Annotated in this window: 16 protein-coding genes; 7 read left to right on the top strand and 9 right to left on the bottom strand. The window is 67.0% G+C overall.

Features of this window, described 5'->3' with window-relative positions:
* Positions 1–9: 9 nt before the first annotated feature.
* Both ACSFBF_RS02590 and ACSFBF_RS02585 read left to right on the top strand, forming a co-directional pair.
* Entirely contained in the window at positions 10–2,616 is a 2,607-nt protein-coding gene (locus ACSFBF_RS02590) for a [protein-PII] uridylyltransferase (RefSeq protein WP_435464776.1), read from the top strand.
* A gap of 29 nt (positions 2,617–2,645) precedes the next feature.
* A complete protein-coding gene (locus tag ACSFBF_RS02585) occupies positions 2,646–3,686 on the top strand; it encodes a sensor domain-containing diguanylate cyclase (RefSeq protein WP_435464775.1) in 1,041 nt (346 codons plus the stop codon).
* A 6-nt stretch (positions 3,687–3,692) separates the two neighbouring features.
* Here the strand turns inward: ACSFBF_RS02585 and ACSFBF_RS02580 are convergent, their stop codons facing one another.
* Positions 3,693–5,051 carry a putative bifunctional diguanylate cyclase/phosphodiesterase gene (locus tag ACSFBF_RS02580; RefSeq protein ID WP_435464774.1) on the bottom strand — a complete coding sequence of 453 codons (1,359 nt, stop codon included), beginning with the start codon at positions 5,049–5,051 and terminating at the stop codon, positions 3,693–3,695.
* 116 nt (positions 5,052–5,167) lie between these two features.
* Positions 5,168–5,512: a hypothetical protein gene (locus tag ACSFBF_RS02575; protein ID WP_435464773.1), complete on the bottom strand. Its 345-nt coding sequence runs from the start codon at positions 5,510–5,512 to the stop codon at positions 5,168–5,170.
* Between the two features lie 193 nt (positions 5,513–5,705).
* Here ACSFBF_RS02575 and ACSFBF_RS02570 point away from each other — a divergent pair, with 193 nt between their 5' ends.
* The 3 genes from ACSFBF_RS02570 to ACSFBF_RS02560 are packed head-to-tail and all read left to right on the top strand — an operon-like array spanning position 5,706 to position 8,450.
* Positions 5,706–6,383 carry an HAD family hydrolase gene (locus ACSFBF_RS02570; protein WP_435464772.1) on the top strand — a complete coding sequence of 226 codons (678 nt, stop codon included), beginning with the start codon at positions 5,706–5,708 and terminating at the stop codon, positions 6,381–6,383.
* A complete protein-coding gene (gene pgm, locus ACSFBF_RS02565) occupies positions 6,380–8,035 on the top strand; it encodes a phosphoglucomutase (alpha-D-glucose-1,6-bisphosphate-dependent) (RefSeq protein WP_435464771.1) in 1,656 nt (551 codons plus the stop codon). Before ACSFBF_RS02570 ends, pgm begins: the two co-directional genes overlap by 4 nt.
* Before the next feature lie 4 nt (positions 8,036–8,039).
* Entirely contained in the window at positions 8,040–8,450 is a 411-nt protein-coding gene (locus tag ACSFBF_RS02560) for a PPC domain-containing DNA-binding protein (protein WP_435465888.1), read from the top strand.
* On the opposite strand, the gene ACSFBF_RS02555 is transcribed toward ACSFBF_RS02560, so the two are convergent.
* From ACSFBF_RS02555 to ACSFBF_RS02545, 3 genes are read right to left on the bottom strand one after another with little or no spacing between them, the layout of a single operon-like run.
* On the bottom strand, positions 8,416–9,486 hold the full coding sequence (locus tag ACSFBF_RS02555) for an aldo/keto reductase (protein WP_435464770.1): 1,071 nt from the start codon (positions 9,484–9,486) through the stop codon (positions 8,416–8,418). The two genes, ACSFBF_RS02560 and ACSFBF_RS02555, sit on opposite strands and share 35 nt — an antisense overlap.
* Positions 9,483–9,836, bottom strand: coding sequence for a TIGR04076 family protein (locus ACSFBF_RS02550; protein ID WP_435464769.1), 354 nt, complete (start codon positions 9,834–9,836; stop codon positions 9,483–9,485). Before ACSFBF_RS02550 ends, ACSFBF_RS02555 begins: the two co-directional genes overlap by 4 nt.
* Before the next feature lie 16 nt (positions 9,837–9,852).
* Positions 9,853–10,389: a cupin domain-containing protein gene (locus tag ACSFBF_RS02545; RefSeq protein WP_093056923.1), complete on the bottom strand. Its 537-nt coding sequence runs from the start codon at positions 10,387–10,389 to the stop codon at positions 9,853–9,855.
* 205 nt (positions 10,390–10,594) lie between these two features.
* Here ACSFBF_RS02545 and ACSFBF_RS02540 point away from each other — a divergent pair, with 205 nt between their 5' ends.
* Positions 10,595–10,900, top strand: coding sequence for a DUF3311 domain-containing protein (locus ACSFBF_RS02540; RefSeq protein WP_435464768.1), 306 nt, complete (start codon positions 10,595–10,597; stop codon positions 10,898–10,900).
* Positions 10,897–12,369 carry a sodium:solute symporter family protein gene (locus tag ACSFBF_RS02535; protein ID WP_435464767.1) on the top strand — a complete coding sequence of 491 codons (1,473 nt, stop codon included), beginning with the start codon at positions 10,897–10,899 and terminating at the stop codon, positions 12,367–12,369. Before ACSFBF_RS02540 ends, ACSFBF_RS02535 begins: the two co-directional genes overlap by 4 nt.
* Here ACSFBF_RS02535 and ACSFBF_RS02530 read toward each other — a convergent pair whose 3' ends face one another.
* The 4 genes from ACSFBF_RS02530 to ACSFBF_RS02515 form a co-directional block, all read right to left on the bottom strand.
* Positions 12,370–13,731 (bottom strand): homoserine dehydrogenase, encoded by a 1,362-nt coding sequence (locus ACSFBF_RS02530; protein WP_435464766.1) that lies wholly within the window; start codon positions 13,729–13,731, stop codon positions 12,370–12,372. It lies immediately after the preceding gene.
* 269 nt (positions 13,732–14,000) lie between these two features.
* A complete protein-coding gene (locus ACSFBF_RS02525; RefSeq protein ID WP_435464765.1) occupies positions 14,001–15,056 on the bottom strand; it encodes an amino acid ABC transporter permease in 1,056 nt (351 codons plus the stop codon).
* Complete coding sequence (locus tag ACSFBF_RS02520) at positions 15,053–16,042, bottom strand: amino acid ABC transporter permease (RefSeq protein ID WP_435464764.1); 990 nt, start codon at positions 16,040–16,042, stop codon at positions 15,053–15,055. Before ACSFBF_RS02520 ends, ACSFBF_RS02525 begins: the two co-directional genes overlap by 4 nt.
* Positions 16,039–17,073: an amino acid ABC transporter substrate-binding protein gene (locus tag ACSFBF_RS02515; RefSeq protein ID WP_435464763.1), complete on the bottom strand. Its 1,035-nt coding sequence runs from the start codon at positions 17,071–17,073 to the stop codon at positions 16,039–16,041. The genes ACSFBF_RS02520 and ACSFBF_RS02515 overlap by 4 nt, the downstream gene beginning before the upstream one ends.
* Between the last annotated feature and the right edge of the window lie 138 nt (positions 17,074–17,211).

Here is a 17,211-nt window from a genome sequence, read left to right as displayed (position 1 = left end):
CTCCCCGCCGTGATCGAAGCAGCCAACATCGACGTGGCGACGCTGCGCGAAGCCTATCGCGCGAAAAAGCTCGCCCTGTTCGACACCCTGCGCTTCGCGCGCGCCCCCACCCGCAGCGTGCACACGGTGCTGCGCCAGCTCTCGGCACTGGCCGACGAAACGCTCTGCACGCTGTGGCGTGACGCCGGCTTCGGTGACTCGTTCTCGCTGGCTGCGGTGGGTGGTTTCGGGCGCGGCGAGCTGTTTCCGTATTCCGACGTCGACGTGCTGCTGCTGTTGCCGCCCGAAGGCCACGAAAGCGAAGTCGACCCGGCCCGCATCGAGGCTTTCATCGGCCATTGCTGGGACGCGGGCCTCGAAATCGGCTCCAGCGTGCGCACTGTCGATGAATGCCTGGCCGAGGCCGAGAAAGACGTCACCGTCCAGACCTCGCTGCTCGAAGCGCGGCTGATCGCAGGCGACAAGAAGCTCTTCACGGCCTTTCGCCGCCGCTTCACCCGTGCCATCGACCCGCAGGCCTTCTTCGTGGCCAAGTCGCAGGAAATGCGGCACCGCCACCAGAAGTACGACAACACGCCCTACGCGCTGGAGCCCAACTGCAAGGAATCGCCGGGCGGCCTGCGAGATCTGCAGACCATCCTCTGGATGACCAAGGCCGCCGGCTACGGCAGCCGCTGGGACGACCTCGCCAAGAACGGCCTGGCCACCTCCTTCGAGGCGCAGCAGATCAAGCGCAACGAGGCTCTGCTCTCGCTCATTCGCGCGCGGCTTCACGTGATTGCCAACCGCCGCGAAGACCGCCTGGTGTTCGACCTGCAGACCGCCGTGGCAGCCAGCTTCGGCTACGAGAGCGAATCACAACGCAAGTCGAGCGAAGCGCTGATGCGCCGCTACTACTGGGCGGCCAAGGCGGTGTCGCAGCTCAACCAGATCCTGCTGCTCAACATTTCCGAGCGCCTGCAGCCGAGCGACGAGCAGCACACGCCCGTCAACGAGCGCTTCTACGAGCGCGCCGGGCTGATCGAGATTGCGAGCGACGACCTCTACGAGCGCGAGCCGCACGCGGTGCTCGAAACCTTCCTGCTGTACCAGAAGACCATCGGCGTGAAGGGCCTGTCGGCACGCACGCTGCGCGCGCTCTACAACGCGCGCCACGTCATGGACAGCAAGTTCCGCAACGACCCGGTCAACCACGAGACCTTCATGCGGATCCTGCTGCAGCCCTACGGCATCACGCATGCCTTCAGGCTGATGAACCAGACCTCGGTGCTGGGGCGCTACCTGCGGGTGTTCCGCAGCATCGTGGGGCAGATGCAGCACGACCTGTTCCACGTGTACACGGTGGACCAGCACATCCTGATGGTGCTGCGCAACGTGCGGCGCTTCTTCATTGCCGAGCATGCGCACGAGTACCCGTTCTGCTCGCAGCTCGCGGCCGGCTGGGACAAGCCCTGGATCCTGTACGTGGCCGCCCTCTTCCACGACATTGCCAAGGGCCGCGGCGGCGACCACTCCACACTGGGCGCGCGCGACGTGCAACGCTTCTGCAAGCAGCACGGCGTTGCCCGCGAAGACGCCAAGCTCATCGAATTCCTGGTGGCCGAGCACCTGGTGATGAGCCAGGTCGCGCAGAAGCAAGACCTGAGCGATCCCGAGGTGATCGGCGCATTCGCCAAGCGCGTGGGCAACGAGCGCTACCTGACCGCGCTCTACCTGCTGACCATCGCAGACATCCGCGGCACCTCGCCGCGCGTGTGGAATGCCTGGAAGGGCAAGCTGCTCGAAGACCTGTACCGCTACACCCTGCGCGCGCTGGGCGGCCGCATGCCCGACCCGGACGCCGAGGTCGAATCGCGCAAGCGCGAAGCGCTGGTGCAACTGGCCCTGCATGCCCAGCGCTTCGAGGCACACAAGGCCCTGTGGGACACGCTCGACGTGGGCTACTTCATGCGCCACGACGCCACCGAGATCGCCTGGCACGCCAAGCAGCTCTCGCGCTTCGTGCCGCCGCCCAACGTGCCGATCGACCCGAAGGCGCCGCCCATCGTGCGCGCGCACCTGTCGCCGGTGGGCGAAGGCCTGCAGGTGGTGGTCTACACGCCAGACCAGCCCGACCTGTTCGCGCGCATCTGCGGCTACTTCGACCAGTCGTCCTTCAGCATCCTGGATGCCAAGGTGCACACCACGAGCAACGGCTACGCGCTCGACACCTTCCAGGTGGTGACCACCTTCCTGCCGGACCACTACCGCGACCTGATCAGCATGGTCGAGTCGGGCCTGGCGCAAACACTCACCGAAGCCGGCGCCCTGCCCCCGCCCAGCATGGGCCGGGTGTCGCGCCGGGTGCGCAGCTTTCCGATCAAGCCGCGCATCAGCCTGCTGCCCGACGACAAGGCGCAGCGCTGGCTGCTCAACATCTCGGCCAGCGACCGCGCCGGCCTGCTGTATTCGGTGGCCCGGGTGCTGGCGCGCCATCACCTGAACCTGCAGCTCGCCAAGGTCACGACGCTGGGCGAGCGGGTGGAAGACACCTTCCTGATCAGCGGCCCCGAACTGCAAGGCCAGAAGACGCAACTGGCCATCGAGACCGAACTCATGGAAGCCCTGGCCTCCTGAAAACAACCTATCCCCTCAGAATGTCGGCCATGGAATCCCTGATCGAACAGCTATCCGACTGCGTCTCCTCCGCCAAGACGCTGGAAGACCTCGCCCGCCCGATGCTCGAAATGCTCGAGGCGGCCACAGGGCTGGAGTCGGCCTACCTCGTGAGCGTCGACCCGGACGAGAGCCGCCAGCACATCCTCTTCGCCCACAACACCGGCGAGCTGCTGACCATTCCCGAGGGAGCATTCGTGCCCTGGGCCAACACGCTCTGCCGGCACGCCCTCGAAGAAGACCGCATCTACACCGACGACGCCGGCGGCTGCTGGGGCGACGCCGATGCCGCCCACGAGCTCGGCATCCAGACCTGCGTGAGTGCCCCGGTGAAAACCGACAGCGGCGAGCTCTTCGGCGCCCTGTGCGCCGCCAGCGCGCAGCAAATGCCCTTGCCGCCCCAGGCGGAGCCGGTGCTGCGACTGTTCGCGCGGCTGATCGGGCAGCAGGTGGAGCGCGAGCTGCTGGTGGAACAGCTCAGAACGGCCAATGCCGAACTCGCCACGCATGCCGCGATCGATGCCCTCACCGGGCTGCCCAACCGCCGCGTGCTCGTCGACGCGCTTCAGCGCATGCTGGCGCAAGGCGCGCGCAGCGGCCAGAGCGTGCTGGTCGGTTTCGTCGACCTGGACGACTTCAAGAAAATCAACGACGCGCACGGCCACGCCATCGGCGACGAGTTCCTCGCGGCCATGGCAAAGCAGCTCTCGAACTCGGTGCGCGCAAGCGACATGCTGGCGCGCTTCGGCTCCGACGAGTTCGTGGTGATCGGCCTGGGGCCTGCGCTGGGCGAATCGCCGCGCACCGGGGCGCGGGCACTGGCCGACCGCCTTGCAGAAAACACCATCGGCGAGCTGCGGCTGAAGCGCATGACGATCGACTACGCAGGGGCCAGCGTCGGCGTGGTGGCGGTCGACCCGCGCACCACCTCCGCCGAGGAAGCCCTGCGGCAGGCGGATGCCGCCATGTACGCCGTCAAGCACAGCCGCCGCGGCATGGTCCGCGACGCCGGGGAAGCCCTGTCTGACTGAACGCGACTAAACGGACGAGGCGGCGGGCAGTGCCGCCGTATCGGCGCCCCACAGGGGAGCCTGCTCGTACTTCGCCACCCATTGCACGACGTCTTTGGCCGCCATCGGCATCGCGATGCCGTAGCCCTGGCCCAGCGTGCAGCCCAGCGCAAGCAGCGCTTCGCCCTGCTTCACCGTTTCCACCCCCTCGGCCACGGCCGTGAGCCCGAGCGCGTGGAGCAGCGCGACGATGCCCTGCACGATGGCGCGGTCCTGGTCGTTGTCGAGCATGCCGCGCACGAAGGACTGGTCGATCTTCACGGTCGACACCGGCAACTGACGCAGGTAGGTGAGCGACGAGTAGCCAGTGCCGAAGTCGTCGATGGTGACGCCCACGCCCAGCATCTTGCAGGCCTCGACGAACAGCGCGACGTTCGCGAACTGGCTGATTGCCGTGGTCTCGAGGATTTCGAGCTCGAGCATGCCCTCGCCCATCTTCGGAAACTGCGCCAAGTGCCGCGCTAGCCGTTCGACGAAGTCCCAGCGCATCATGTGGCGCGGCGCCACGTTCACGCTCACCGAAATCTGCAGGCCCGCCAGGCGCCATTGGTGCGCCTGCCACAAGGCCGTGGCAATGGCCCAGTCGCCCACCTGCTCGACCAACTGGTCGTCTTCGATCAGCGGCACGAACTGGGCCGGTGGCAGCAGGCCGCGCTCGGGGTGCTGCCAGCGAATCAGCGCCTCGACGCCGACCACAACGCCGCGCTGCATGTCGACCTTGGGCTGGTAGACCAGGAAAAACTCGCCCTGCAGCAGGCCTTCCTGGATGCGCTGACGCTCGCGCACCACCTGCTCGTCGGCGCGCGCCTGGGGTGCGTCGAAGTAATGAACCTTGCCGTCGGCCGCGCGCTTGGCGAAGAAGGCCGCATGCTGTGCCTGGCGCAGCGCGATCTCGGGTGGTGGGCCGTTGCTGTCGAGCATCATGGCGCCGATGCTCGCGTCGATGCTGGCTGTCTGCTCGCGCCAGCTCCAGGGCTCGCCGAGCGAGGCCTGAATGCGCTCGAGCACCTGGGTGCACTGCGAGGTTCCGATGCCGGCGAACAGGGCTGCGAACTCGTCGCCCCCCACGCGGGCCATCACGCTCTCGCGTGGCAACTGGGCCTTGATGCGGCGGGCCACCTCTTCAAGGGCCGCATTGCCCGCGACCATGCCAAGGTGGTCGTTCAGCTCGGCAAAGCGGTCGACGTCGATGTAGCAGACGGCAGCCAGGCGCTTGCCGGCGCGGGCCCAGTCGGCCATCAACGGGCGCAGCACCTCGTCCGGCGGAAGGCGTGCCGACCCGTCGTAGTACGACGGTAAGGAGACTGTGGATTGCTGGTTCGACAAAAGACTGGGGCTCCGAAAGTCGCGGGCTATTGTTCTCCCAATTCGGGCCGTTCCACGTTTTGCAGTGAGATTTTGTTACAGGCGCGGTGTACGAACAACACTCATGCATACATTGGCTAGCCGCAATACGCACCCACCACGCGCCCGGTTGGCTCGACCTGCACGTTGAGCCGCATCATGTCTTGCGCTGGGTCGGCAACTTCGGTGGCCAGCACGGTGCGTGCCACGCGTGCACCGGCGCGCTGGCGCATTTCTTCCAGCAGCTGCTGGCTGATGCGCAACCCCAAGCCGAAACGCACGGCCGTGGCCTGGCAGGTTTCCGGCGGCGTGACGAAGCTCGGGGGTTCGGGCACTTCCGATGTCAGGGGCCGGTCGGCCGGGGGTGTCTGGCAGCCAGCCAGCAAGAGGCCCAGGGCCACAGCCGGCAAGCCGGCCCGGAGTCGACCGTTTGTGATGCGCATCTGTCTTGCTCCTTCTTCAAACTGGACGGAAGCTTATTCGACTCCGGGGGCAGTCCCGTGGCACCGATTAAGTCGATGGTCCGCAAAGCGGCAACCAATTCACGCGACGGCTGTCTGGCGTCGCATTCAGGGCGTATGCTGGCCGCGACACGCGCAGTTCGGGCCCCAGTTCAGGCACTTTGGCCGCACACCCATGACACCTCCTCCTGCCACCGTTTTCCTGATCGACGTCGACAACACCCTGCTCGACAACGACCGGGTCATTGCCGACCTTCGCGCCCATCTCGAACAGGCCTTCGGCGCCGAGAGCGCCAGCCGCTACTGGGTGGCTTTCGAGCAATTGCGCAGCGAGCTCGGCTACGTCGACTATCTTGGCGCCCTGCAGCGCTACCGCGCCGAGGAAAGCCGCCGGGGCATGAGCGATTCGCGGCTGCTGCTGATGTCGAGCTTTCTCATCGACTACCCCTTTGCCGACCGGCTCTACCCCGGCGCGCTGGAAGCCCTGAAGCACCTGCGCCGCCACGGACCCACGGTGATCCTGTCTGACGGCGACGTGGTGTTCCAGCCGCGCAAGGTGCAGCGCTCGGGCCTGTGGGACGCCACCGAAGGACGCGTGCTCATCTACGTGCATAAGGAACAGATGCTCGACACCATCGAGCAGTGCCACCCCGCGCGGCACTACGTGATGGTCGACGACAAGCTGCGCATTCTTTCGGCCATGAAGGCCATCTGGGGGCCTCGTCTGACGACGGTCTTCGTGCGGCAAGGGCACTATGCACTCGACAAGCTGGCCATTGCCGCCTACGCCCCCGCCGACATCACCATCGAACGCATCGGCGACCTGATCAACTTTGACTTTCCATCGACATGAGCCAAGCAACCAACCCTCTCGCGGGAAAGCCCGCCCCTCTCGAACTGCTGGTCAACGTGCCGCGCCTGATCTCGGCCTACTACACAGGGCGGCCCGATCCGTCGGTGCCGAGCCAGCGCGTGGCCTTCGGCACCTCGGGGCACCGCGGCTCTTCCTTCGACGATGCATTCAACGAATGGCACGTGCTGGCGATCAGCCAGGCCATCTGCGACTACCGCAAGCAGAAAGGCATCGACGGCCCGCTCTTCCTTGGTATCGACACGCATGCGCTGTCGACGCCGGCCTTCAGCAGCGCGGTGGAAGTGCTCGCGGCCAACGGCGTCGAGCTGATGATCTCGAAGGACGACGAATACACGCCGACGCCGGCCGTGTCGCACGCCATCCTGGTCTACAACCGTGGTCGCGCAAGCGGGCTGGCCGACGGCATCGTCATCACGCCCTCGCACAACCCGCCCGAGAGCGGTGGCTTCAAGTACAACCCGCCGAACGGCGGACCGGCCGGCACCGACATCACCTCGGCCGTCGAGGCGGCGGCCAACAAGATGCTGGCGAACAACCTCGAAGGCGTGAAGCGCATGCCGCTCGCGCAGGCGCTGCGCGCATCGACCACGCACCGGCACGACTACCTGAACACCTACGTCGAAGACCTGGCGCAGGTGCTCGACATGGACGCGATCCGCGACGTGAAGCTCGATCTAGGCGTCGACCCGCTGGGCGGCGCGGGCGTGCGCTACTGGCCCGCGATTGCCGAGCGCTACAAGCTCACGCGCCTGAACGTGCTGAGCCAGGAGGTCGACCCGACCTTCCGCTTCATGTCGCTCGACTGGGACGGCCGCATCCGCATGGACCCGTCGTCGCCCGACGCCATGCACAAGCTGATCGAACTGAAGGACCGCTTCGGCATCGCCTTCGCCTGCGACACCGACCACGACCGCCACGGCATCGTCTCGGGCAGCACAGGGCTGATGCAACCCAACAGCTACCTCGCGGTGATGATCGACTACCTCTACACGCACCGCCCGCAATGGCCGGCGCAGGCGGCCGTCGGCAAGACGGTGGTGAGCAGCCAGATGATCGACCGCGTCACCGCACGGCTCGGGCGCAGGCTGTACGAGGTGCCGGTGGGCTTCAAGTGGTTCGTCGATGGGCTGGTCGATGCGTCGCTGGCCTTCGGCGGCGAGGAAAGCGCGGGCGCGACCTTCCTGCGCAAGGACGGCTCGGTGTGGACCACCGACAAGGACGGCCTGGTGCCCGCCCTGCTCTCTGCCGAGATCGCCGCACGCACCGGGCGCGACCCGGGCGAGCGTTATGCCGAGCTGACACAGGCGCTGGGCAAGCCGGTGTCCGATCGCGTGGATGCGGCGGCCACCGTCGAGCAGAAGAAGCGGCTGTCCAGCCTGTCGCCGGAGCAGATTCGCTCGACCGAGCTGGCGGGCGACAAGATCTTCAATGTGCTGAGCCATGCGCCGGGCAACGGCGCGGCCATCGGCGGCGTGAAGGTCGTGACCGACAACGGCTGGTTCGCCGCACGGCCCTCGGGCACGGAGAACATCTACAAGATTTACGGCGAGAGCTTCAAGGGCAAGGAACACCTCGCGCGCATCCTCGAAGAGGCGCAGCAGGTGGTGGACGGGGCGCTCTCGGGTGCCTGAGCGCATGCAGACGCTGGTGCTGCGGCTGAACCCGGGCGACGACCTGCGCGCCTCGCTCGATGCCGCGCTGAAGCAAGGTGGCGGCGAGGCGGCCTTCGTGGTCTCGGGCATCGGCAGCCTGAGCGGGGCGAGCATCCGGTTTGCGGGCGCAGAGAGCGCGGCGCGCATCGAAGGCGACCTGGAAATCCTCACGCTCGCGGGCAGCCTCTCGCCGGACGGCTCGCACCTGCACATCAGCCTGTCGGATGCCGAGGGACGGGTCTTCGGCGGCCATGCAGCGCCCGGGTGCACGGTGCGCACCACGGCGGAAATTCTCATCGCCGTGCTGCCCGACTGGCAGTTCGCGCGCACGCACGACCCGCTCACCGGCTATGCCGAACTCAGTGCGGTTTGTCGTTCAGGTCGTACTTCATGATCCGGCCATGGCGGCCTTCGAGGTCGCGCTCGACAGCGTAGACGTCGCCGCTCGGCGCGTTGCGCTGCGAGAGCACCGTATCGAGCGACGCGAGGTCGGCCGCGTCGAGCTGCAGATCGAGCACCTTCAGGTGATCCGCCAGGTGGTCGCCGCGCCGCACGCCGACGATCACGGCCGCGACGGACGGCTGCTGCAGCACCCAGCGCATCGCCACGGTCGAAATCGACACGCCATACCGCAGCGCGATCTGCTTCAGCTGCGCCAGCAACTGCTGGAACAGGTCCCAGCCGCCGAAGTCGTCGATGATGAGCTTGTACTTGACGAGTGAGCGGTTCTCGAACGATTCACCCGGATCGCTCACGCCGAGCCAGCGCTCCGAGAGGAAGCCGCCGGCCACGCTGCCGTAGCACAGCAGCTTCATGCCTGATTGCTCGCAGTACGGCGTCATCAGCGGCAAGGGCCGCTGGTCGAGCAGCGAGTACTGCACCTGCATGCTGAACATCGGCACACCGGCGTCGGCCAGTTCGCGCACATGCGCCGTGTCGAAATTGGTGCCGCCCACGCGGTCGATCTTGCCGGCGCGCTGCAGCTCCAGGAGCCAGTGCGCAACCTCGAGGTAGCGCGGCACGCCGTAGTCCCACCAGTGGAACTGCACGAGGTCGAGCCGCTCCATGCGCAGGCGCTTGAGCGAGCGATCGATGATCTGCTCGACCTGGCGCTTGTCGATGGCCGACAGGATGGCGAGGTCGGGCACGAACTTGGTGTGCACGCGCAGCTGCGAAAGGCTGTCGCGGCCATGGCGCTGCAGGTAGTCGGTGCGGAACTCACCGATCATTTCTTCCACGCCGGTGTAGATGTCGGCGCAATCGAATGTGGTGATGCCGGCGTCGTAGTAAGCCGCCATGTCGGCGATGGCACCTGCGTGATCCACGTCGCCGTGGCCGCCCGCCAGTTGCCATCCGCCCTTCAGCAGGCGGGAAATTTCATAGCCGGGCGCAAGCTCGATGCGATGGTGCGAATGCTGCAAGGGATTCATGAAGACTCGTTCGATGGATGGACAACCGCCGTGGTGTCGGCGTGGCGAAAAGTGCGCAGCCCCATGCGGGTGATGCGAAAGCGCGAGGGGCAATTCGGATCGGGGCAGGCCACCTCGGCGTCGGTGCTCATCCAGTCGTTCGCGTCGGTGGGCCGCTGCTTGGCGGCCAGCAGCGGCAGCAAGGCGCCCAGCGAATAGATCGAAAAGCCCTGCCCCTCGGGCAGATGCAGCATCTCGCCGCGCAGCTCGAAATAGTCGCCCACCTTGGCGCCGCAGTAGATGCGGGCGCCTTCCGGTGCGACGACCTCGACGCGCAGGTCGTGGAGCGTGAAACTGGTGTCGGGGGTCATCGTGGGCCTCGCGTGTTCAGGGGTTGGGCGGCGTCACCGACAGGATGATTTCGGTCGGGGCCTGCGACTGGTTCAGGTAGCGATGCGGCAGGCGCGAGTCGAACGAGATGCTCTCGCCCGCCAGCACCGGGTAGTCGACGCCAGCGATCTGCGCCACCAGCGCGCCTGCGACCACATACACGCACTCCGTCGATGCATGGCCGCGCGGCTCGTCTGCCGACACCTGGCCCGGCTGCAGCACAGCGCGCAGCACTTCGAGCTGGCCGTTGCCGGCAGTGAGGCGCTCGTAGCCGACCTGCCCCTTGGGAGCCGTGAGCAGCGAGCGTTCGCCCGGACGGCTGATCCACACCGACGGAGGCGCGGGCTCGGAGAACAGCGACGAGACCGATTCGCCGAACACGCCGGCCAGGCGGCGCATGGTTTCGAGGCTCGGGTCGGTGACCGAGCGCTCGATCTGGCTGAGCAGCGTGGCCGACACACCGGCCTGGGCTGCGAGCTCGCGCAAGGACAAGCCGCGCACGGTCCGCAGCTCTTTCAATCGCTCGCCGATCATCCGGGCGCTCCGTTGTCTGTGCAGTGTGGCTTCATTGGGTGGCGATGGTATGTGCTGTATGGCTGCACGTCAATGGTGCATTCGAATCACATTCGTGCATTGGCATTTCTTCGAGTAATAGCTGAAATCCAGCTTGCGCTTTTTGACAATCCGATTGCACACTCCAGCCAGTTTTTGTGCAGTATCACTTTACAGGAGCAGAGAGATGGTCGACACCCCTCCCGCGCGCAGCAGCGAGCCGCCCCGCCTCGGGCATCGATGGTTGCTGGTCTTTCCCTTCGTCTGGCAGGCCTGCCTCGCGCCGGCGGTGAACGACATCGCGGCCAGGCCCTTCGGCATGCCCTTTCCCATGTTCTGGCAGATGGCGGGCATCGTGCTCACGAGCGTGGTGATCGCAATCGTCTTCGGCCTCGACGCCCGGGCCGGCGTCGAGGCCGAAGAGGCTGACTTCCTCGACAAGAGTCTGAAGGCCGAAGACGCTGGCAAGAACGACAAGGGCGGCGCGGCATGAAACTCGCAATCGTCCTCGCCATCCTGCTCGCCACCGTGGCAGGCGCCATGGCCTACGGCCGCCGCACGCGCCACGGCAAGAGCTTTGCCGACTGGGCCGTCGGCGGCCGCAGCCTCGGCACGCTCGTGTTCTGGTTCATGAATGCGGGCGAGGTCTACACGACCTTCGCCGTGCTCGGCATCTCGGGCTACGCCTGGGCGCTGGGAGCGCCCGCGTACCTCGCGTTCTGCTCCGTCTCGATGAGCTATGCGGTCGGCTACTGGCTGATGCCGAAGATCTGGCGTGCGGGCCGGTTGCGCGGGCTGCTCACGCAATCGGACTTCTTCGCCGCGCGCTACGACGCGCCCTGGCTCGGCGTGCTGACGGGCGTGGTGGGCATCGCGTCGCTGGTCGTGTATGTGCAGATCCAGCTCGTCAGCCTCGGGCTGATCGTGCAGCTCACGCTGGGCAACAGCATCTCGAGCGAAGCCGCGACCATCGGCGCGGGCGTGCTGATGATCGCCTTCGTGTTCGCGGCCGGTGTGCGCTCCGCCGCCTTCGCGGCCGGCGTGAAAGACATCCTGATGGTCGTCGTCGTAGTGCTGCTGAGCGTGACGGTGGCCAGCAAGGTTGGCGCGGCCTCGCTGATGGACCTGTTCTCGATGGCGGAAGCCAAGCACCCGGGCATCGGCAAGTTTCCGGGGCTGGACGCCACCTCGCCGACCACGGCGATCTGGCTCATGACCTCGGCCATCAACATCGCGCTCGGCAACTGGGTCTTTCCGCACCTGTTCCAGATGTCGTACACGGCGCACAGCGCCACCGCGATCCGGCGCAACGCGATCTGGCAGCCGCTGTATTCGCTGGCCTACTTTTTCATCATCCTGCTCGGCTTCGCGGCGCTTCTGGCGAACACGCAGCCGCCCGGCGGCAACCTGAACGCGGCGCTGCTGCAGTTCGTGTCGGACCGCTACCCGGCCTGGACGGTCGGGCTGCTGGCTGGCACGGGCTTTTTGCTGGCGCTGGCGCCGGGTTCGCTGCTGCTGCTGACGGCGGGCTCGATCTTCACGCGCAACGTAGTGCGGCCATTCCGCCCGGGGCTGGGCGAGCGCGGGTCATTGGCCCTCTCGCGCGGCTCGCTGGTGGTGTTCGCGGCGATTGCGGTGTGGCTGTCGATCAGCCAGAAGGGTTCGCTGGTGAAGATCTTGCTCGATGCCTATTCGGCCATCGGCATGCTCGCGCCGGGCGTGTTCCTCGGGTTCCTCTGGAAGCGCACGAGCGCAATCGGCGTGCTGGCCGGCCTGGTCGCGGGCTTCGTCGCGCTGCTGGCGCCGTTCGCGGCAAAGTTCTGGGCAACGGCGGTGCCGCAGTGGGAGGCGGGGCTGATCGCAATGGCGATCAACGCGGCCGTGGTCGTGGTGGTGAGCCTGGCCACCCGGGCGCCGCAGCGCGATGCGGTCGCGCTGGGGTTGCAGATCCGGGCGGCCTGATCAGCCTTCCAACGCTTCCACGCGCAGCGTTGCCACCAGGCCGGCCACTTCGGTGCGCGCCTGAAGCGCATGCACGGCGAGATCGAGCGTGCCCTGCACCACAGGCCCGGTCAGCACCAGCACCTGTGGTCCCGCGCTGGCGCACTCGGCCGCCAGCGCGACCTGCCGCACAGGCACCTTCTGCGCAGCGAGACAGGCCGTGACCGCCTGGATCTGGCAGACCGCGTGCACCGGCACGCGCAGGTAGTGCGAGGTATCGACGGCCGCGCGCGGCAGTACTGCCAAGGCATTCGTCGCATGCGCATGAACGCCCAGGTGTGGTACATGCTGCGCGGCGTCGACGCCGTCGAGCCGCGCCACGTCCACGAGGTCAGCGATCACGGCTGAAGCCGTCTGCTCCGAGCCTGCGCCTGCGCCGTAGTACATCGTCAGGCCGGCCGCGTCGCTCTTGACCATCACGGCGTTCATCGATCCCTTCACATGCGCCATCAGGTGGTCCGCGGGCACGAGCGCGGGTTGCACGCGAAGCTCAACGCCCGACGCCTGCCGGCGTGCCACGCCCAACAGCTTGATGCGGTAGCCGAGTTGCTCGGCGCAGGCCACGTCCAGCCCTTGCAGGGCGGTGATGCCCTCCACTTGCGCGTCGACAAAGCGCAGCGGCATGCCGAAGGCGTTGGCGGCGAGCAGCGTCAGTTTGTGGGCGGCGTCGATGCCTTCGATGTCGAAGGTCGGGTCGGCTTCCGCGTAGCCCAGCGCCTGGGCCTGCGCAAGCGCGGCGGCGAAGTCGAGGCCTTCGTCGCGCATCTTGCTCAGGATGAAGTTGGTGGTGCCGTTGATGATGCCCGCCACCCATTCGATGCGATTGGCCGCAAGGCCTTCGCGCAGCGCCTTGATGATGGGGATGCTCACGGCAACAGCCCCTTCATAGGCCACGACCACGCCTTTCTCCCGCGCGGCCGCGAAGATCTCGGTGCCATGCACGGCCAGCAGGGCCTTGTTGGCCGTGACCACATGCTTGCCGTGCGCAATGGCGGCCAGCACCCAGTCGCGCGCGGGGCCCGTGCCGCCGGCCACTTCCACGACCACGTCGACATCGGGGTGCGTGGCTACGTGCATCGCGTCGGCCGTGAGCGGAACGCCCTCTCCCACGATGCCGGCAGCCCGCGCCAGGTTGCGCGCGGCGACGATCACGAGCTCGATCGAACGGCCGGCCCGCGCCGCGATGTCGGCCCGGTTGCGCGCCAGCACGCGGAAGGTGCCGGAGCCCACGGTGCCGATGCCAATCATCCCCACGCGCAGGGTACGAATGGCCGCGGGGCGGCTGTGCAGGGGCTCGAGGGATTCAACGGGATCGCGGTACATGGACATCTCCAGACGAAAAACAAAACCCAGCTGCCAGAGCTGGGTTCATTCGTTCGGGGAGAGAGCGATACACCAGGTGGCTGCCGGAACGGCCACCTGCGCGTGTCAGGTGACCGCGGTGGTAATGGTGGTAATCATTCGAGCAACAACCATCGCCTGCGCGGAGGCAGGCGGCATCATGCAAGCCATCAGGGCTGCGTTGGATGCGGGGTGGGAGTTGTGGCTCGACATGAAGGCCAGGAGTGTACAGGAGCCCGGCGCCGCCCGGCTCAGGGCGCGGCCGACAGCCGTTTTTCGAGCCACACGCTGTAGCGCGAGAGCCCGAAGCACAGCACCCAGTACACGGCCGCGATGAAGAGATAGCCCTCGAGGTAGAACGGCCGCCACGTCGGATCGCCGCCGAGCGCCAGCCCCAGCGCGCCGGTCAGCTCGAACAGGCCGACCACGGTGACGAGCGAGGTGTCTTTCAACGTGCCGACCACGCTGTTGGTGAGCGCGGGCACGACGAGGCGCAGCGCCTGCGGCAGCACGATGTCGCGCTGCACCGGCCAGCGGCCGAAGCCCAGCGCCATGGCCACCTCGGTCTGCTCGCGCGGCACGGCCTGCAGGCCGCCGCGGATGATCTCGGCCAGATAGGCGGCCACGAACAGCACAAGGCCCGCGAGCACCCGCACCAGCACGTCGGGCTGCCATCCGGCCGGCCACAGCAGCGGCAACAGGAACGAAGCCATGAACAGCACCGAGATCAGCGGCACACCGCGCACCAGCTCGATGTAGCTCGCGCTCAGCGTGCGCACCACGGGCCAGCCCGAGCGGCGGCCCAGCGCCAGCAGCAAGGCCAGCGGAAAGGCCAGCGCCAGCCCCACGACCGCGAGCCCGATGGTCAGCGGCAGGCCGCCCCAGCGGCTCGTCGGCACATGTTCCAGGCCGAGCACGCCGCCGCGCATCAACAGCACGAACAGCAGCAATGCGACGGCCCACAGCGGCACCAGCCACCAGCGCCAGCTGCGCGGCCAGGCGCTGAGCATCGTGACGGCAGACAGCACGACCACCGCGATCGCAGGCCGCCACTGCTCTTCATACGGAAAACGTCCGAACAGCATCGGCCGCCATTTCTCGGCTACCACGCCCCAGCAAGCGCCATGTTGAACAGCACGGCAGGCCTCGGCGTCGGCCCGGAATACCGCGTGCACGACGCCCCATTCGACGGCATGGAAGCCGCCCCATGCCAGCAGCACCAGCAGCAGCACCGTGGCAAGCGAGCGCAGCGGCGAGCCCCAGAGTTCGCTGCGCCATGCGATGGGCCCTTGCGCGACGTTCCTCATCGCCAGCCTCGCAACGCGACGCGCGCGTTATAGCGATTCATGCCAAAAGAGATCAGCAGCGACAGCAGCAGGTAGACCGCCATGATGATCGCGATGCACTCGAAGGCGCGGCCGTTCGAGCCGATGGTGGTGTTGGCCACCGACACCAGTTCCGGATAGCCCACGGCCACCGCCAGCGACGAATTCTTGGTGAGGCTCAGCAGCTGGTTGGTGAGCGAAGGCACGATCACCCGCAGCGCCTGCGGCAGCACGACGATACGCAGTTGCTGCACCGGCGACAGCCCCAGCGCCTGCCCCGCGAGTACCTGCCCCTGCGATACCGACAGGATGCCCGCACGCACGATTTCCGCCACAAAGGCCGCCGAATAGAAGCTCAGGCCGGCGACGATGGTCACGTACTCCGGGCTCAGCGCAGCGCCGCCGCTCACACCGAAATCACCGCGCTCAGGAAACTCGAAGTGCAGACCGCCCTCGCCCACCATGGGCCACGGCACGCTGAGGCCACCCTTGCTGAGCCACACGCCCGGCAGCAGCCGCACCGGCTCGGTCGGGTCGGGCAGCAGGTTGGCCATGGCAAAGGCCAGCATCAGCAGCTGCACCAGCAGCGGCACGTTGCGCAGCAGTTCGACGTACGCGGTGCAGATGCCGCGCAGCAGCACATGCGGCGCGAGCCGACCAATGCCGATGAGCGTGCCGAGCACGACCGAGAAGATGGCCGCCGGCACGGCTGCGCGCACCGTGTTGATCAGCCCCGCGAGAAAGGCGCGCCAGAACGGCTGGCTGGCATCGAAGTCGAGCCAGCCTTCGCTGATGGAAAAGCCCGCGGGCTCGGTAAGAAAGTCAAAGCCCGAACGAACGCCGCGCGCGCGAAGCACCTCGAGCGCATGGTGCACCACCCAGACTGCGCCGGCCACCACGGCCAGCACCAGCAGCGCCTGGACGGCCCACGCCACCCAGACCCCGCGGCGCGAGGCCCCGCCGTTCATCGAACCGGGGGTGCGTAGATCAGACCGCCCTTGTTCCAGAGATTGTTGGAGCCGCGCGGCAGCTTCAGCACCGATTTAGGTCCAACGTTGCGCTCGAACATCTCGCCGTAGTTGCCCACAGCCTTGATCGCGCGGAACGACCAGTCCTTGTCGAGGCCCAGCAGCTTGCCGAGGTCTTCACCGGTGCCGACCAGGCGCTGCTGCGCCGGGTCCTTGCTGCTGGCCTTGAGCTCATCGGCATTGGCCTGCGTCACGCCGAATTCCTCGGCCTCGATGAGCGCATTGGGCACCCACTTGGCAATGGCGAACCACTCGTCGTCGCCGCGGCGCACCAGGGGCGCCAGGGGCTCCTTGGAGATCAGCTCGGGCAGGATGACGTAGTCGTCGGGGTTAGGTGCTTCCTTGTTGCGCAGGCCGGCCAGCGCAGAGGCGTCGGTCGTGAAGGCCTGGCAGCGACCTGAGAAGAAGGCCTTGAACGAGGCTTCGAAGCTCTCGAAGACGACTGTCTTCACCAGGATGTTCTGGGCACGGAAGTAGTCGGAGACGTTCTTCTCGTTGGTGGTGCCCGACTGCGTGCAGATGGTCGCGTTCTTGAGCTGCTTGGCGCTCGTCACCTTGAGCTTCTTCGGCACCAGGAAGCCCTGGCCGTCGTAGTAGGTGATGGTGGTGAAGTTGAAGCCCAGCGAGGCGTCGCGCGTGAGCGTCCAGGTGGTGTTGCGCGCCAGGATGTCGATTTCGCCGGCCTGCAGGGCCGAGAAGCGCTGCTGCGAGTTGAGCGGCACGAAGTCGACCTTCTTGCCGTCGCCGAGCACGGCGGCTGCGATGGCGCGGCAGGTGTCGACGTCGAGGCCCGACCAGTTGCCCTGCGTGTCCGGTGCGGAAAAGCCCGCCACGCCATTGGTCACGCCGCACTTGACGGTGCCGCGCTGCTTGACCGCGTCGAGCGTCTTGCCGGCGAAGGCCGGTGCGGCCGCGGCCAAGGCGATGACAGAGGCGGCTGCGAGCAGTGCCGGGCGGAATCGATTGTTCATTGGTGTGTTCTCCTCAAGAGTAGGCAAAAGGCAGTGTACGGGCCGACACCAGACTCTGCCAAAGAACTCCGGGTTGGATGCATATGCGCCGCAAAAGGCTGGCTCGAAGCGCCACAGGTTCACTACCATACGGCCCTC

Source organism: Variovorax nivicola (assembly GCF_051216475.1).
GTDB lineage: Bacteria > Pseudomonadota > Gammaproteobacteria > Burkholderiales > Burkholderiaceae_C > Variovorax.
The sequence above is the reverse complement of the archived record's forward strand: the minus strand, read 5'-3'. Positions and strand labels throughout refer to the sequence as shown.

What these genes read in the sequence shown, in the direction of transcription:
- ACSFBF_RS02585 (WP_435464775.1), top strand. Translation starts at nt 2,646, where the DNA reads ATGGAATCCCTGATCGAACAGCTATCCGACTGCGTCTCCTCCGCCAAG.
- ACSFBF_RS02575 (WP_435464773.1), bottom strand. Translation starts at nt 5,512, where the DNA reads ATGCGCATCACAAACGGTCGACTCCGGGCCGGCTTGCCGGCTGTGGCC.
- ACSFBF_RS02570 (WP_435464772.1), top strand. Translation starts at nt 5,706, where the DNA reads ATGACACCTCCTCCTGCCACCGTTTTCCTGATCGACGTCGACAACACC.
- pgm (WP_435464771.1), top strand. Translation starts at nt 6,380, where the DNA reads ATGAGCCAAGCAACCAACCCTCTCGCGGGAAAGCCCGCCCCTCTCGAA.
- ACSFBF_RS02560 (WP_435465888.1), top strand. Translation starts at nt 8,040, where the DNA reads ATGCAGACGCTGGTGCTGCGGCTGAACCCGGGCGACGACCTGCGCGCC.
- ACSFBF_RS02555 (WP_435464770.1), bottom strand. Translation starts at nt 9,486, where the DNA reads ATGAATCCCTTGCAGCATTCGCACCATCGCATCGAGCTTGCGCCCGGC.
- ACSFBF_RS02550 (WP_435464769.1), bottom strand. Translation starts at nt 9,836, where the DNA reads ATGACCCCCGACACCAGTTTCACGCTCCACGACCTGCGCGTCGAGGTC.
- ACSFBF_RS02545 (WP_093056923.1), bottom strand. Translation starts at nt 10,389, where the DNA reads ATGATCGGCGAGCGATTGAAAGAGCTGCGGACCGTGCGCGGCTTGTCC.
- ACSFBF_RS02540 (WP_435464768.1), top strand. Translation starts at nt 10,595, where the DNA reads ATGGTCGACACCCCTCCCGCGCGCAGCAGCGAGCCGCCCCGCCTCGGG.
- ACSFBF_RS02535 (WP_435464767.1), top strand. Translation starts at nt 10,897, where the DNA reads ATGAAACTCGCAATCGTCCTCGCCATCCTGCTCGCCACCGTGGCAGGC.
- ACSFBF_RS02530 (WP_435464766.1), bottom strand. Translation starts at nt 13,731, where the DNA reads ATGTACCGCGATCCCGTTGAATCCCTCGAGCCCCTGCACAGCCGCCCC.
- ACSFBF_RS02525 (WP_435464765.1), bottom strand. Translation starts at nt 15,056, where the DNA reads ATGAGGAACGTCGCGCAAGGGCCCATCGCATGGCGCAGCGAACTCTGG.
- ACSFBF_RS02520 (WP_435464764.1), bottom strand. Translation starts at nt 16,042, where the DNA reads ATGAACGGCGGGGCCTCGCGCCGCGGGGTCTGGGTGGCGTGGGCCGTC.
- ACSFBF_RS02515 (WP_435464763.1), bottom strand. Translation starts at nt 17,073, where the DNA reads ATGAACAATCGATTCCGCCCGGCACTGCTCGCAGCCGCCTCTGTCATC.